The sequence below is a fragment of the Sporosarcina sp. P33 genome (assembly GCF_002077155.1).
In the GTDB taxonomy this organism is placed as follows: Bacteria; Bacillota; Bacilli; order Bacillales_A; family Planococcaceae; genus Sporosarcina.
In genome coordinates, this window is the sequence record NZ_CP015027.1 from 3,106,411 (window position 1) to 3,122,446 (window position 16,036).

General features: G+C 45.8%; 19 protein-coding genes. All 19 read left to right on the top strand.

Features of this window, described 5'->3' with window-relative positions:
* The first annotated feature begins 3 nt into the window (after window positions 1–3).
* The 19 genes from SporoP33_RS15160 to SporoP33_RS15245 all read left to right on the top strand — a co-directional run bounded on the left by SporoP33_RS15160 (window position 4) and on the right by SporoP33_RS15245 (window position 15,958).
* On the top strand, window positions 4–717 hold the full coding sequence (locus SporoP33_RS15160; protein WP_081244513.1) for a hypothetical protein: 714 nt from the start codon (window positions 4–6) through the stop codon (window positions 715–717).
* A gap of 2 nt (window positions 718–719) precedes the next feature.
* Entirely contained in the window at window positions 720–878 is a 159-nt protein-coding gene (locus tag SporoP33_RS16160) for a hypothetical protein (RefSeq protein WP_155961380.1), read from the top strand.
* Between the two features lie 99 nt (window positions 879–977).
* The gene (gene spoIVA / locus SporoP33_RS15165; protein WP_081244514.1) at window positions 978–2,456 is read left to right on the top strand and encodes a stage IV sporulation protein A; all 1,479 of its coding nucleotides are present in this window, start codon (window positions 978–980) and stop codon (window positions 2,454–2,456) included.
* Between the two features lie 214 nt (window positions 2,457–2,670).
* Window positions 2,671–2,943 carry an HU family DNA-binding protein gene (locus SporoP33_RS15170; RefSeq protein WP_037561579.1) on the top strand — a complete coding sequence of 91 codons (273 nt, stop codon included), beginning with the start codon at window positions 2,671–2,673 and terminating at the stop codon, window positions 2,941–2,943.
* Window positions 2,944–3,119: 176 nt separating this feature from the next.
* Window positions 3,120–3,689, top strand: a complete 570-nt coding sequence (gene folE, locus SporoP33_RS15175) for a GTP cyclohydrolase I FolE (protein ID WP_081244515.1) — start codon at window positions 3,120–3,122, stop codon at window positions 3,687–3,689.
* Between the two features lie 65 nt (window positions 3,690–3,754).
* Complete coding sequence (gene mtrB / locus SporoP33_RS15180) at window positions 3,755–3,976, top strand: trp RNA-binding attenuation protein MtrB (RefSeq protein WP_081244516.1); 222 nt, start codon at window positions 3,755–3,757, stop codon at window positions 3,974–3,976.
* A 30-nt stretch (window positions 3,977–4,006) separates the two neighbouring features.
* Complete coding sequence (locus SporoP33_RS15185; protein WP_081244518.1) at window positions 4,007–4,738, top strand: heptaprenyl diphosphate synthase component 1; 732 nt, start codon at window positions 4,007–4,009, stop codon at window positions 4,736–4,738.
* A gap of 17 nt (window positions 4,739–4,755) precedes the next feature.
* Window positions 4,756–5,451 (top strand): demethylmenaquinone methyltransferase, encoded by a 696-nt coding sequence (locus SporoP33_RS15190; protein WP_155961408.1) that lies wholly within the window; start codon window positions 4,756–4,758, stop codon window positions 5,449–5,451.
* Between the two features lie 26 nt (window positions 5,452–5,477).
* Window positions 5,478–6,452, top strand: coding sequence for a polyprenyl synthetase family protein (locus SporoP33_RS15195; protein WP_081244520.1), 975 nt, complete (start codon window positions 5,478–5,480; stop codon window positions 6,450–6,452).
* 90 nt (window positions 6,453–6,542) lie between these two features.
* A complete protein-coding gene (ndk, locus tag SporoP33_RS15200) occupies window positions 6,543–6,989 on the top strand; it encodes a nucleoside-diphosphate kinase (protein ID WP_081244521.1) in 447 nt (148 codons plus the stop codon).
* A 111-nt stretch (window positions 6,990–7,100) separates the two neighbouring features.
* A complete protein-coding gene (locus SporoP33_RS15205; protein WP_081244523.1) occupies window positions 7,101–7,874 on the top strand; it encodes a CheR family methyltransferase in 774 nt (257 codons plus the stop codon).
* Window positions 7,875–7,897: 23 nt separating this feature from the next.
* Window positions 7,898–9,079 (top strand): chorismate synthase, encoded by a 1,182-nt coding sequence (aroC, locus tag SporoP33_RS15210; protein WP_081244524.1) that lies wholly within the window; start codon window positions 7,898–7,900, stop codon window positions 9,077–9,079.
* A gap of 1 nt (window position 9,080) precedes the next feature.
* Complete coding sequence (gene aroB / locus SporoP33_RS15215; protein ID WP_081244526.1) at window positions 9,081–10,187, top strand: 3-dehydroquinate synthase; 1,107 nt, start codon at window positions 9,081–9,083, stop codon at window positions 10,185–10,187.
* Window positions 10,184–10,549, top strand: a complete 366-nt coding sequence (gene aroH, locus SporoP33_RS15220; protein ID WP_081244527.1) for a chorismate mutase — start codon at window positions 10,184–10,186, stop codon at window positions 10,547–10,549. The genes aroB and aroH overlap by 4 nt, the downstream gene beginning before the upstream one ends.
* A 29-nt stretch (window positions 10,550–10,578) precedes the next feature.
* Window positions 10,579–11,670, top strand: coding sequence for a histidinol-phosphate transaminase (gene hisC, locus SporoP33_RS15225; protein ID WP_081244529.1), 1,092 nt, complete (start codon window positions 10,579–10,581; stop codon window positions 11,668–11,670).
* A 12-nt stretch (window positions 11,671–11,682) separates the two neighbouring features.
* Window positions 11,683–12,795 carry a prephenate dehydrogenase gene (locus SporoP33_RS15230; RefSeq protein WP_081244531.1) on the top strand — a complete coding sequence of 371 codons (1,113 nt, stop codon included), beginning with the start codon at window positions 11,683–11,685 and terminating at the stop codon, window positions 12,793–12,795.
* Window positions 12,796–12,810: 15 nt separating this feature from the next.
* Complete coding sequence (aroA, locus tag SporoP33_RS15235) at window positions 12,811–14,106, top strand: 3-phosphoshikimate 1-carboxyvinyltransferase (RefSeq protein ID WP_081244532.1); 1,296 nt, start codon at window positions 12,811–12,813, stop codon at window positions 14,104–14,106.
* A gap of 27 nt (window positions 14,107–14,133) precedes the next feature.
* On the top strand, window positions 14,134–15,396 hold the full coding sequence (locus SporoP33_RS15240) for a tetratricopeptide repeat protein (protein WP_081244534.1): 1,263 nt from the start codon (window positions 14,134–14,136) through the stop codon (window positions 15,394–15,396).
* Between the two features lies 1 nt (window position 15,397).
* Window positions 15,398–15,958, top strand: a complete 561-nt coding sequence (locus SporoP33_RS15245; RefSeq protein ID WP_081244535.1) for a ReoY family proteolytic degradation factor — start codon at window positions 15,398–15,400, stop codon at window positions 15,956–15,958.
* The last annotated feature ends 78 nt before the right edge of the window (window positions 15,959–16,036 follow it).

Here is a 16,036-nt window from a genome sequence, read left to right on the forward strand (position 1 = left end):
AACATGAAAAAACAATTGCTGATACTGTCAGTCCTCATCTGCGGCCTATTGCTGTCGGGATGCCTTGGCGGCCGTTCGCCTGAAGAGAAGCAGGCCAGTGAGACACCGTATCCTGATCAGCAGGAAACTGTCCAGAAAGCTGTAGAACGCTATCAAGAACAATCGGGGGGACTGTTGCCGATTAAAACACGCGATCAGGAAACCGATCAATACATAAAGTATCCTATCGAGTTCTCCAAAATAGTACCGGACTTCACAGAAAAGATCCCGTCCAATGCTTTTGAAAACGGAGGCATCTTCCAATACGTCCTCATGGATGTAGAGGAAAACCCGACGGTCAAATTGGTAGATTTGCGGATCACTGAGAAACTTCGCGACCTAAACCTTCGTAAATTCATCAACGGTGAATTGCCGTTTCTGGACCCGGTCGGCGAAAATGTGTATGCGGTAGATTTTAAGAAAATGGGCTTCAAAGAGCCGCTGACAGTAGAAAGCCCATACTCTGATGCACATTTGCCTATCGTAGTAGGCGGCGATGGAAACTTCTACGTAGACTATTCCATCGACCTCAATAAAATCCTGATGGAGCAAAAGCCTGAAATCAAACCGGGCACAGATATACGCTATCTGCTGTACGAGAACTCCCTTGTGCTCCCGGCATATTCCATGCCGTATACAGTGGATGAAAACAACGAGCCGGTGTTTATGAAGAAATAACAGTGAACCGGTCCTTTGCTGTTTCCTTCTGCGATTTCGGCAAAATCCCGACGCTGGTCAAAGCGGGGCATGCCTTCGCACTTGCTGTCCGGCGGGCTGACGGCGGGCATTTTGAAGGCATCCCTTATTCGTCTGAAATAGGGATTGGCACAAAGTATTAACTAAAAATAATTACATTACCCAAAAACGTTTCTTGCATCCATGCATGAAACGTTTTTCTATTTCATAAGCTACTATGCGGAGAAAAAGGAGGGCTAATGATGAAAGAAGAATTATACGAAAACTTAGCTAGAAGAACAGACGGCGACATTTATATAGGTGTGGTAGGCCCTGTTCGAGTAGGGAAATCCACTTTTGTCAAACGAGTCATGGAGGAAGTTGTTATTCCGAACATGACGGATGCCAACGATCGGATTCGTGCACAAGACGAACTGCCTCAAAGTTCACCAGGTCCCGTAATTATGACTGCAGAACCTAAATTCGTACCTGCCCAAGGAACAAGCGTTTCAATCGGGGATGGAGAACTTGAATTCCAAATTCGCTTAGCTGACTGTGTCGGCTACGTCATTGACGGCGTCAAAGGTTATGAGGATGAGGATGGGCCGAAATATGTTCATACCCCTTGGCACAATGAACCAATCCCGTTCCAGGAAGCGGCTCGGATTGGTACAGACAAGGTCATCCGAGATCATTCGACGATCGGTATTTTATTGACGACTGACGGCACAGTGAACAATATTTCAAGAGCTGCAGCGGAAGTTGCGGAGAAAGAAATTGTATCTAAGCTTCAGGAAATCGGCAAACCGTTTGTCATTGTATTAAACTCCAAAATGCCTGCCCATGAGAAGGCGCTGGAACTGAAACAGCAGTTGCATGAAAAGTATGGAGTACCGGTTATTGCCATCAGTGCAGATCAGCTGAATGCAGCAGAGATCCAGCTGATCCTCAAGGAAGCACTATATGAATTTCCAATCACCGACATTGAACTGCAGCGTCCTGACTGGATGGAGGAGCTTGGAGACAGCCATAAACTGAATGCGCGAATTGATCAGCTGATTCAGGACGGCTTCCTTGGTGTATCCAAGATTCGTAAAGTGCAGGAAATTGCGGAGCTGCTGCAGGAAGAAGAATTCGTCAGACAGGCTGAAGTAATTGAAGTGGACGCAGGCAAAGGCAGAGCCATCGTCAAGATTGACATGGATGAACAAGCTTTTGTTGCGGTATGTGAGGAATTCATGGGTACGGAAATGCGTTCGAAAAAAGATTGGCTGGTTTTTATCCAGGAAGCAGTAAAAGCGAAAAAGTCCTATGACCTATATGCGGAAGCAATCGATACAGCAAAAAAATCGGGCTATGGTGTAGCGTTGCCGTCCATAGAAGATTTCCAGCCGACTGCGCCGGAATTAATTAAACAAGACACATTCTACGGTGTGAAAATGAAGGCAAAAGCGCCGTCGCTTCACATTATCCGAATTGACATGGAAGCGGAATTTGCCCCGCTGATCGGTTCTGAGTTCCATAGCCATCACTTGCTGAAAGAGTTGAAAAATGCTTACTTGCATGACCGGGATGCGCTGTGGGAAACACAATTATTCGGCACACCGCTTCATGAGGTCATGAAAGAAAGTATCCGATTTAAGACTGCCGCAGTTCCGGACCGCGCTAGAAAACGCCTGCGGGAGACGATTGAACAAATGGTGAATGACGGGAATAAGGGCATGATCACCTTTATTGTTTGATGTAATCAAGCCGAATTCTTATGAAATGGGATAGGCTGCATGATGAAAGATCCGTTGAAAACGGGTCTTTTTTCTATGCATTCTTATGAAAATCCCTTGAAATGCCGCGAATAAAGGAAAAGCATGATAATATTGTTGCACCGCCGTTTTTCTTATGTTACTCTTTTTACAGTGTTAACAGCAATAGCATCCCCTTTGAGAGGAGGTGAACGGTGTGAATAAAACAGAATTAATTAACTCTGTAGCAGAAGCGGCAGGTCTAACAAAAAAAGACGCAACTAAAGCTGTTGAAGCTGTATTCGATACAATTCAATCGACTCTTGCTAACGGTGATAAAGTTCAATTGATTGGTTTCGGAAACTTTGAAGTTCGTGAGCGCGCTGCACGTAAAGGACGTAACCCACAATCAGGTGAAGAAATCGAAATCGCTGCAAGTAAAGTTCCAGCTTTCAAAGCAGGTAAAGCACTTAAAGACGCAGTAAAATAATTAGAGATTTTACATAGGAGTCCGTCCAGCAAATCTGTCAATCAGATGGCCATGGATGGACTCCTTTCCGTTTTTTGGCGGAATACATAAGAAGTACAACTAACTATACGGAATGAACGGAATGTGCTAGTATTTTGGTGAAATAGGTTTTGTTCCTATAAGGAGGACATACTGTCATGAATGAGAAAGATATCAATAAATTAGAACAGGCCGTCACAATGATTCTGGAAGCCATAGGCGAAGACCCGAATCGTGAAGGGCTGCTTGACACGCCTAAACGTGTCGCGAAAATGTATCAGGAAGTATTTGAAGGATTAACTAAGGATCCAAAAGAATATTTTGACACGGTATTTCATGAAAATCACGATGAAGTCGTGTTAGTTAAAGATATTCCGTTTTATTCAATGTGTGAACATCACCTGGTGCCTTTTTTCGGTGTAGCACATGTAGCATATATTCCGCGGGACGGAGTGGTTGCGGGTCTAAGCAAACTTGCGCGTGCCGTGGAGACAGCAGCCCGCCGTCCGCAGCTGCAAGAGCGCATTACGTCCACGGTGGCGGATGCGATGATGGAAAAGCTCAATCCATACGGTGTATATATCATCATTGAAGCGGAGCATATGTGCATGACGATGCGCGGAATCAAGAAACCGGGTGCTAAAACGATCACGACGGTTGCCAGAGGAATCTATGAGCATGATGATGTCAAACGCGCTGAAATTTTATCTCTTATAAAATCAAATTGAGGTCTTTGCCGAGCGCCGGATATGTATGCTATCATTAGGACTATATATAGACTGGAGATGCGAAAATGACACAACCGGATTATCTGATTATCAAAGCGAAAAAAGATGGAGTGAATGTCATCGGTCTCACCAGAGGCAATGACACAAAGTTTCACCATACCGAAAAGTTAGATAGGGGAGAAGTCATGATCGCGCAGTTTACCGAGCATACATCCGCTATTAAAATTCGGGGAGAAGCCGAAATTCACACGGCGCATGGAGTGATTACAAGCGAAGAAAAAGAATGACCGTACAACTCACGGGAATGGAGCTTACTGATGGAGATAAAAGGACTCACTGACCAAGTCGACAATTATATACAAAACCTGCGACGTGCGATTTATCAGCCAGTAGTCGAACAGGACGCAGGGCATGCGCCGATTGACAGACGAAAAGCCGCGCTGCTTCTGCTGCCTATGCTTAACGGTGAACAGTGGTCGGACGAAATGCAGACAGCTGCCTTGGCGATTGGTGCCATCCATACGGCTTTTGATGTCCATGATCAAATCGATATCGCGGATGCATCATCCAAAGAGCAGCAATTGATGGTTCTTGCGGGTGATCACTTCAGTGGTATCCATTATAAATTATTGGCGTCGATCCCTAATTTCCATCTCATTCGTTCATTATCAGCCGCTATCGGCAGAGTCAATGAATGCAAAACAACACTTCTGCAGACACCGCCGGCAACGTTTGAGGAAAGACTGCAGCTGATTACTGAAGTGGAAAGTGCGTGTATTGTGGAATTTTTTGAGACATTCGGCTTTAGCCGCTACACGCATATCGCCGAAACATTCTTTCCTTACATGTGGCTGCTCGACAGCAAGCGGCAAAACTTGGGACAGATGAAATTCCCGCACTTGGTGCCGGATGACAATGATACGCAATATTGGATCAGTCAGCTAGGACAACAGCTGGAAAAACAAGTAGGGCAAAGCTTTTATTTACATAAATCCGTACTGGACGAATTGCAAAAAATGACGAAGCAAGAAGAAAGTAAACAGAAATGAAGAAAGAAGGGCGAACTGTGGCGGTCTCAAAAGAAGAAAAAGTTCATAACGTCTTTGAAAAAATTTCGGCAGACTATGATAAGATGAATTCCGTAATCAGTTTTAATCAGCACATAAAATGGCGAAATGATATTATGGTTCGCATGAATGTTCGTCCGGGAGCAAAAGCTCTGGATGTTTGCTGCGGAACAGCAGACTGGACAGTTGCGCTGGCTGAAGCGGCAGGGCCGTCAGGTGAAGTGACAGGTCTGGATTTCAGTGCCAATATGTTGGAATCAGGGAGAGAAAAAACAGCTCCTTACCCAAATCTTACGCTGGTTCAGGGGAATGCGATGGCACTTCCTTTTCCCGACAACTCTTTTGACTACGTAACGATTGGGTTCGGACTTCGTAATGTTCCGGATTACCTGACTGTTCTGAAGGAAATGCGCCGTGTGCTGAAACCAGGCGGCATGGCAGTATGTTTAGAGACTTCCCAGCCGAAAATCCCTGTCTACCGACAAGCATTTCGTTTTTATTTTAAGTATATTATGCCGTTATTCGGTAAACTCTTTGCAAAGAGCTATAAAGAATATTCATGGCTCCAGGAATCGGCAAATGATTTCCCTGGCATGAAAGAGCTGGCACAGCTGTTTGTCGAGGCCGGCTATCAGGAAGTATCGTATAAGTCTTACAGTGGCGGTGCGGCGGCGGGCCATATCGCATACAAATAATGAGTACACGGGAGAAGGTAATAGGGTTGGAAAAAATTAAGTTAATGTCGCTTTATACGGATTTCCGCAAAGATATGTCCTATATTGAAAAAAAGCTTGAACGTTCCGTGCAATCTTCTTCTCCCATTGTCCGTCAAGCTTCTTTGCATTTACTGAAAGCGGGAGGCAAAAGAATTCGGCCGATCTTTGTAATTCTGGCTGCTCAATTCGGAACCTATTCGCTTGAGAATGCTTCAAAAGTAGCTGTATCGCTGGAGCTGATTCACATGGCGTCTCTCGTCCATGATGATGTAATTGATGACTCTGACATGCGGCGCGGTTTGGAGACGGTTAAAGCGAAATGGAACAACCGGGTGGCAATGTACGCAGGAGATTTCATCTTTTCGCGCGCACTGACTTCTATCGGAAATATCGAAAAAGCGCCTGTACATCAAATATTGGCAGAGACGATGCTGGAAATATGCAAAGGGGAAATCATTCAGATTGATTTCCAGCAGCAAACCGAACAGAATTTGCGTGATTATTTGCAGCGCATCAAACGGAAAACAGCCTTATTGCTGTCCTCCAGCTGTGAACTGGGTGCATTGAGTGCGGATGCGGATGCAGAGACTGTGCAGAAATTGAAACGGTACGGCTATTTTACAGGCATGGCGTTTCAAATTGTTGATGATATTCTGGATATTACATCAACAGACGAAGAGCTCGGCAAACCGGCCGGAAGCGATTTATTAAACGGTCATATCACTCTTCCTGTTTTATACATAAAAGACGATGAACAATTCAAACCGTACATGGAACGTGCATTTACGGGGAAGATGGAAGAGTCTGACCGTCAGGCGATGCTTCGTTATATCCGTCAGAGCGGTGCGATAGATAAAGCCCAGCATATCAGTGATCTTTACTTGGCGAAAGCACTTAAAGAGCTGGAAAGTCTGCCAAACGGCAAATCCAAAAAGGCGCTGGTACAGATTGCGGACTTCATCGGTCAGCGAAAATATTGACGATGTTTGTTAATAGTTGAAAGAAAAAGGTGTCAATGGTAGTATTTAAAAGGGTTATTCCCTATATACGGATGAAGGAGTGTTTAACAGATGGAAAGAACATTTTTAATGGTAAAGCCTGACGGTGTACAGCGTAACCTTATTGGTGAAATCGTTGGCCGTTTTGAAGACAAAGGATTTCAATTAGTTGGCGGGAAATTGATGAACATTTCTCAAGAACTTGCTGAACAGCATTACGGTGAGCACAAAGAACGTCCATTTTTCGGAGAGCTTGTAGAATTCATCACGTCCGGACCAGTTTTCGCTATGGTTTGGGAAGGTGAGAACGTAATCTCTACTGCGCGTTTGATGATGGGTGCTACAAATCCAAAAGAATCAGCTCCAGGTACTATTCGTGGGGATTTCGCTGTAACTGTAGGCAAGAATATCATTCACGGTTCAGATTCATCTGAGTCAGCAAGCCGCGAGATCAACTTGTTCTTCAAAGAAGAAGAGCTTGTGACTTATGACAAAACAGTGAATAACTGGATTAACTAATCGCCACAAACAGCCGAGCGAATTTCGCGAGGCTGTTTTTCTTATACATAGGACATGCTTTTTCCGTTATAATAGGAACGTACATAGAAAGATAGGAACAGGGGGGATGAAATGTCTGATTATTCGATACTGATTCAGGGGGTAAAAAAGAAGACCGGAATCGATTTATCACTCTATAAAGAAGCACAAATGAAGCGCAGGCTCACTTCGTTATACGAGAAAAAGGGCTTCCGTAATTTCAAGGATTATTCCCAGGCAATTCAGACGGATAAAGACTTGCTGGAAGAATTTCTGGACCGCATGACGATTAATGTGTCAGAATTTTACCGCAATGCAGTCCGCTGGAATGTGCTGGAGAAGAAGATTTTCCCGCAGCTGCTGGAAAATAATAAACGGCTGAAAATTTGGAGCGCTGCCTGCTCCACAGGCGAAGAACCTTACTCCCTGGCGATGGTACTATCCTCACACGTCCCGCTGCGCGATATCTCGATTACCGCCACAGACCTTGACCTGGGTGTCTTGAATCGCGCCAAAATAGGTTTATATAACGACCGTGCCCTGAAAGAAGTGCCGAAGCCGATCGTTGATAAGTATTTCATAAAAGAAGGCCCGTCGTATCAGGTGGTGGATGAGATCAAAAAAACCGTCACGTTTAAACAGCATAACTTGCTTGAGGACAGATACGATACGAACTACGATTTGATAGTATGCCGAAACGTTATGATTTATTTTACGGAAGAGGCAAAAGATCAGATTTATACGAACTTCTCTAAAGCACTTAAACCGGGCGGAATTTTATTTGTAGGAAGTACGGAGCAGATATTTAACCCTGAAAAATATAATTTTGAATCGGCAGATACATTCTTTTATCGAAAAAAACACTAAAACATACAACGGAGGAATTGAATATGCGGTTTATAACAGCTGGTGAATCACATGGCCCGCAGCTTACAGCCATCATTGAGGGATTACCCGCACAGATGGAACTGACAGCTGAAATGATTAATAAAGAATTGAAAAGAAGACAGGGCGGACACGGCAGAGGCCGGAGAATGCAGATAGAAAAAGACCGGGTGGAAATTTCGTCCGGAGTGCGCCACGGCAAGACGATAGGTTCACCGGTCACCCTGACAGTCGTCAATGATGACTGGAAGCATTGGACAGGAATCATGGGAGTCGAACCTCTTCCTGAAGACGTCAACCCGGAAGATGTAAAGCGTCAAATTACTCGCCCGCGTCCGGGACATGCGGATCTTGTCGGCGGCATGAAATACGGGCATCGTGATTTACGGAATGTTCTTGAACGCTCCTCTGCACGTGAAACGACAATGCGTGTGGCAATCGGTGCGGTGGCGAAGCAGTTTCTCCGTCAGCTGGGCATAGAGACAGTAGCCCATGTGACGGAAATCGGCGGCATTGAAACAGATCCTGCAGCGTATGCAGAGTTGTCAGTTGAAGAATTGCGCGCCATCGTGGAAGAAGATGCCGTATATTGTGCAGACAAAGAAGCATCTGTCAAAATGACGGAAGCGATTGATGATATCAAGAAACGCGGCGATACACTCGGCGGTGTAGTGGAAGTTATTATTGAAGGATGCCCTCCCGGAATTGGCAGCTATGTGCAGTTTGACCGGAAAATGGACGGGAAACTGGCGGGCGCCATGATGAGCATCAATGCGTTTAAAGGTGTGGAAGTGGGTCTTGGGTTTGAGATGGCGAAAATGCCGGGCAGTGAAGTGCATGACGAAATTGGCTGGGATGCAGAGCGGGGATATTACCGCAAATCCAATCGTTTAGGCGGTCTTGAAGGCGGTATGACGACGGGAATGCCGATCGTGGTCCGCGGCGTAATGAAACCGATCCCGACTCTTTATAAACCGCTGGAGAGCGTGGATATAGTCACAAAAGAACCTTTTGTAGCGACAATTGAGCGATCCGATCCTTGCGCGGTTCCGGCAGCGTCCGTAGTAGCGGAGCATGTCATCGCCACAGAGATGGCAAAAGCAATCATGGAAGAATTCCGTTCAGATACAATGGACGGCTTACAGAAGGATATTGAACAATATAGACAGTACGTAAAGGAGTTTTAAGATGGATAAGCTAACCGTTTCCGTCCGCGACCAACAGTACGATGTCCATGTTGGATCAAAAACATATGATTTATTTTCAACTGAATATGCAGAGTTATTAAACGGGACAGATAAAATCGGCATTATTGCGGATGCGCATGTAGCTGAATTGCATTTGCCGTTACTGCAGGATGCGCTTATCCGTTCAGGCCGCGAGGTATCGGTGAAAATCGTGCCTGGCGGCGAAAGCTGCAAAGTGCCGCAAGTCTATGTGGATTGCCAGTCCTTTTTACTGACGGAAGGATTTACGCGCAACTCGCTTCTTATAGCATTTGGCGGAGGAGCATGCGGAGACTTGACGGGCTTTGTAGCAGCTACATTCATGCGGGGGATCCGTTTTATTCAATGCCCGACAACGGTTCTTGCGCATGACAGCGCGGTCGGCGGGAAGACAGCAATTAATATGCCCGAAGGAAAGAACATGGTAGGTTCATTCCACCAGCCTTCCGCTGTGCTGTTTGATACGGATGTTTTCAAGACATTGCCGGCTGCTGAAATGCGTTCTGGCCTTGCGGAGCTTATCAAGCACGCATTCATCTCGGATGCGAAGTGGACAGAACAGCTGCTGGAGAAAGATCAGTTTTCTGCACCTTCGATTCCATGGCTTCAAAAAGAGCTCCTGCAAGGGATCAAAGTCAAGGCTGCGATTGTGGGAGAAGACGAATTTGAAAACTCTACACGCAAGTTCCTGAATTTTGGCCATACTTTTGGTCATGCAGTGGAAGCTGCTTCAGGTTTCGGCAGCCTTAGTCACGGAGAGTGTGTCATGATCGGTATGGGATACGCCTTCTTGTTAAGTGAAAAGTATGGAGAGATCCCTGAAGGGTTCACAGACCGTTATCTGCATTTCGCAAAGAAAAACGGCTACACTTTCGCACCTGTATTCTCTTATAGTTTTGAAGAGTTACTGTCTTATATGCAAAAAGATAAAAAAGCCTCTTTCGGGAAGATGAATTTTGTTTTACTGAAAAAAATTGGAGAGCCGTTTGTCAAAGAAATCAGTTCAGATGACTGCCGGCTAGCTTTTGCAGAATTCAAAGAAAAGCTGGAAAGCGAGGGAATTGTATGAGTGTCAGAGGAATCAGAGGAGCAACAACAGTAGAGAGCGATGATGCACAGGAAATCCTAAAGGCTACAGAATTGCTAGTATTGGAAATGGCAGAGGCTAATGAGTTCGGACCGGAAGATATCGGATCGGTAATCGTCTCTACGACAGTGGATGTCAAAGCGGCATTCCCGGCAAAATCTATCCGTTCCATCAAAGGCTGGACTTACGTGCCGGTCATGTGCACCCATGAAATCGATGTTCCGGGATCAATGCGCAAATGCATCCGCGTCATGATGAATGTCAATACTTCTAAAGAACAACATGAAATCCAGCATATCTATCAGAATAAAGCCGTTCAACTGCGGCCAGACCTGCAAAAATAATCTGCTGGAAGTAAAGGAGAAGGCGCTCTATGAAATGGAAATCAATTTTACACACGATGAAACCTTATACACCCGGCCGTTCATTAGAAGATGTCAAACGTACATACGGCCTGCATGAAGTACATAAGCTCGCTTCAAATGAGAATCCCTATGGTTCTTCACCGGAAGTCGCAGAATATTTACGTTCAAAGGCTGCACAATTTGAAATCTATCCAGACGGGTATACGGCGGGATTGCGCACGAAACTGGCGGAATTTCATCAGATCGATCCGAACGAAATCCTCTTTGGCAATGGTTCAGATGAGATTGTAACCATTATTTCAAGGGCTTTACTGCAGCCTGGCAAGAACACGGTGATGGCTTCTGTTACGTTCCCGCAATATGCACATAATGCAAAAATTGAAGGCGCGGAAATTCGTGAAGTTTCCCTGCTTGAAAATGGTGATCATGATTTGGAAGGCTTCTTACAAGCTTCGGATGAAGAAACGGCCGTCATCTGGGTGTGTAATCCAAACAACCCGACAGGCAATCTGTTATCCAGCGAAGCAATCAGAGATTTCCTTGACCGTGCACCTGAAACTGCCCTTATTGTTCTTGATGAAGCCTACTTTGAATATGTCACCGATCCTGCGCAGCAAGACGCGATCCCGTGGATTCATGACTATGATAATCTGATTGTTCTGCGCACATTTTCTAAAGCATATGGACTTGCCAGTTTCCGTATCGGGTACGGCGTCACGAACGAAGCTAACATTTCCCAATTAAATAAAGTGCGCAATCCATTCAACAATAGCTCCCTGGCATTGGCAGTGGCGGAAGCAGCGCTTTCTGATCAGCAATTTCTTCAGCATTGTGTAACGAAAAATGATGAAGAGCGCGCACGTTTTATGGACTATGCGAAGCAGCATTCGCTGGATATCTATCCGTCTGCTACGAATTTCGTGCTGATAGCTGTACCTGGCGATGCGGATGAGGCATGCGAGAATCTATTGAAAAATGGCTTCATCGTCCGCAGCGGAAATTTGCTCGGGACGCCGGGATATATTCGCGTAACCATTGGAACGCATGAGCAAAATACAGGATTCTTTAAGGCGTTCGATCAATTATTAACTGACAAGTAAGGATAGGTGACAATGAAAACTACTGTAAGCATAATTGGCCTGGGGTTGATCGGAGGATCACTTGGTCTCGCATTGAAACGAAATCCGGACATCCATATAATCGGTTTTGACCGCTCGTATTCAACAGCCGATGAGGCATTCCGCAGAGGAATTATCGATACGGTTGCACCTTCCGCAAAATCAGCCTGTGAACAGGCTGACTTTGTTTTTTTTGCAACACCTGTGAATACGACGGTGTCGCTTTTTGAAGAAGCTGTCGAATGGGATTTTAAAGAGCACGCAATTGTTTCGGATACAGGAAGTACAAAGAAACCAATCATGGATGCAGCAAAAGCATTACAAGAAAAAGGAATCAATTTTATTGGCGGGCACCCGATGGCCGGCTCCCATAAAAGCGGGGTCACTGCTGCCATGGAACATTTATTTGAAAACGCCTATTATATCCTGACTCCGAATGAATCAACTACTGAAGAACAAATCACTCAAATTGAAACACTTCTTGAAACAACAAAAGCAAAGCTGATTGTTCTGCAGGCGGAAGAGCATGACCGCATGACCGCCATCATCAGCCATTTTCCTCATTTGGTTGCATCTTCACTGGTCGGCCGCCTGGCGCAGCAGGAAGAAGGACAGCCGTTTGTAAAAAAGTTGGCTGCCGGCGGATTTCGTGACTTAACAAGAATTGCTTCTGCTGATCCTGTCATGTGGCGTGATATTACCATTCAAAATAGGGAAGAGCTGCTGGCGCAAGTAGACGGCTGGCTCGGTGAAATGAACAATATTCGTGACATGCTGCTGGAGAACGATCCCGAGCAGATTTTCGATTTCTTCGCGCAAGCAAAAACGTACCGGGATCAGCTGCCTTCTACGAACGAAGGAGCAGTTCAAGGCGCATTGTATATGACGTTTGATTTACACATTGATATTCCGGACCATCCGGGTGTCATTTCTGAAATTACGGAAATCCTTGCAGATGCCAATATCAGTCTGACGAATATCCGTATTGTGGAAACACGGACAGATGTTTACGGTATTCTGGTCATCAGTTTTCAATCGGCTGCTGAACGTAAGCGGGCCCGTCAAGTATTGACAGCAGAAACTGATTATTCGATGCACGTACTTTAAAAGGGGGAGAGCGCTATGTCAGAACAACAGACTGTTTCATATGAAAAGCCCGTCCTGCGCGGAACATTACAGGTGCCGGGAGACAAATCCATTTCTCACCGCGCGGTTATGCTGGGATCAATCGCCAAAGGAAAGACGACGATTTCCGGGTTTTTAGATGGAGAAGATTGCCTGAGCACAATTGAGATGTTCAAACAGCTGGGGGTATCCATTACACGCAATGGGACCGATGTTACGGTGGAAAGTCCCGGAATTGCAGATTGGCAGACGCCTGACAAAGCGCTCGATGCAGGTAATTCCGGAACGACAGCCCGCTTAATGCTTGGTATTTTATCGGGTTCATCTGTCACTTCCACGATGTGCGGCGACCAGTATTTGTCCAAGCGTCCCATGAAACGCGTGACAAACCCGCTGGAACAAATGGGTGCCAAGATTACTGGTGAAGGAGAGGCAGATTACTTGCCGCTGACCATAACTGGTACACCATTGCAGCCTATTGACTATTTGATGCCCGTCGCGAGTGCGCAAGTAAAATCCGCTGTATTGCTTGCCGGTCTGCAAGCCAAAGGTACAACTGCCGTTACGGAAATTTCGGTATCACGCGATCACACAGAACGTATGCTGGTGCAATTCGGCGCGAAACTTGAACAGCATGACAAAACTATACGGATCAAAGGCGGACAGCAGTTGACGGGAACAGACGTAGTGGTACCCGGAGATATTTCATCAGCGGCATTTTTCATGGTGGCTGCTGCAGTAGTCGAAAACAGTGATGTATCGTTCTTAAAAGTTGGATTGAATCCAACTCGAACAGGTATACTGGACGTACTGGCTTCGATGGGTGTTCATATCGAACAATCGGATGAACAAGGTTTTTCCGGCGAACGGTACGGCACAGTGCGAATTCGCCACTCTAAGTTACAAGGGACTGAAATTGGCGGAGACCTGATTCCGCGATTAATCGATGAGCTTCCTGTGCTTGCACTGCTGGCTACACAAGCTGAAGGAAAGACCGTCATCAAAGATGCGGAAGAACTGCGTGTCAAAGAAACTGACCGTATTGAAGCGGTAGCCGCTGAACTGCGGAAACTTGGGGCGGATATCGAAACGACGCCGGACGGAATGATTATTACCGGACCGACGCCTTTAACGGGTGCTGTGCTGCAATCCTACGGAGATCACCGTCTTGGCATGATGGCGGCAATCGCTGGGCTGATTACGTCGGGTCCTGTCCATATAGAGAATCCGTCATGTATCGCTATTTCGTATCCGCGTTTTTTCGAGGACCTTTCGGGGCTAGTCAATCAATAAAGCAGAACAGAAAGCTCAGGTGAAAAAATGAATGTATTGCAGGAATTGGAGCAAATTTTACTCGACGGAGATTTGAATGCCCTTGAGGATAACATACAGAAACTGCTGGCATCCAATGAATATGACGCATTATACGATGTGGCAAACATGCTAATCGACTATGGATTTATTGGGCAGGCAGACTTTATATTCTCTCAGCTATTACTTGTATTTCCCGGCGAAGCACAGCTAAAGATAGATCGTGCCGCAGCATTACTTGAACTCGGCGAAGAAGATGAAGCATTATTATTGCTGACTGACATTTCACCAGATGAGGAAGAGTATGTACAGGCACTGCTTGCACAGGCAGATTACTATCAGATGGTGGGACTGGCGGAAACGGCCCTGTCCAAAGTGCGGGAAGCGGCCGGCCTGGCTCCTCACGAACCGGTGATTCAGCTCGCGCAGGCAGAACTGCTGCTGGATTCAGGAAGATACAGTGAAGCCGTGAGGATCTATCAGAAACTTCACGAGGCGCATGATGAGCTGGCAGGTGTGCGCCTGTCTTCACGTCTTGCGGAAGCATACAGTGCAGGTGCTGCGTATGAGGAGGCTATCCCGTTCTACGAGGAGCTCCTGGATAAAGAAGAAAATCCTGAAGAGCTGTTCGGTCTGGGCCTTGCTTATTATCAAACAGCCCGCTATCCGGAAGCAATCCGGCGTCTGGAGCAGCTGCTTGAAATGGACCCGGATTATTTCTCTGCCTATATGCTTACAGGACAAAGCTACGCGCAGATGAATGAAGATAAGCAGGCTTATGAATGGTTCAAGAAAGGTATTGAACGGGATGCATTTGATAAAGAATTACAGCTTGCTGCCGGAAAATCCGCATTGAAACTGCAACTGCCCGAAGAGGCTGAAAAACATTTGCAGGAGGCGCTGGTGCTTGATCCGGAATACATCGATGCACTGGTAACGCTTGCGTCGCTCTATGAACAGCAGGAAAAGGATGACCTCTTAATCGAACTGCTGACCTACGCTGAAGCTGATCAGTTAGAGATACCTTTACTCCACGCATTTTTTGCATATGCCTATGAACGCACAGAAGATTTTAAAAAGGCGTATGAAATGTATTTGAAAGCATATGATGGGATGAACGAAGATGCTGCCTTTTTGGATCAATATGCACGATTCCTGCTGGAGGAAGGTAAACGTGACGAGGCTTTGCCTGTTATTCAGCAATTAGTGCGAATCGCACCGCATGAAGAAGAATGGACAGCATATATCGCGCAATCTGAAGAGGAGGGATAAGATGATGGCCATGGTTCCTGTAACTGCCAAAAAAGAATTCTTGAGGTGGTTTTTGAAACGCTATCGATTAAAGCGGCGGGAATGTGTATGGATTTTAAATTATCTTCTCAGCAATGAACATCTATTGACGAATGTTCACTTTACAGATGAAGCTCATCATTGTCCGAGGGCCATGATTATTTCTACAACTGAAGTTGACAGCATTCCGTTTCGCTTTTATAAAGGGAATCTGATGACAGCTGATGCGGAAAAATCATTTCATGATCTCCGGCTGCATCCCGATGAAGATATGTTCATCCAGCTGAACTTCAAAGACAGCAATAAATGTCCGGAGTATGCCAGTGTAGCGGAGGAAAATCCTTATTTGCCGGAAGATCTTCTTAAGAAAAGAAAAGATCAGCAAATAGCAGAAAAACTCCTGGAAGAAAGCTTCACGTTGACGACAAACGACATGTTGCTGAAAAGAATTGATGAAGCGCTGGATAATGGCGACCGTGAATTATTTATCAGCCTGACGGCAATGCTGAATGAGATGAAAAAAGACAAGGACACCAACCGATGATTTCGCCCTTTGCGGTGAAGTCATTGGTTTGCGTTGCGGGAACATATGAGCTACACTTTACTGAATAATGTTAGGGGG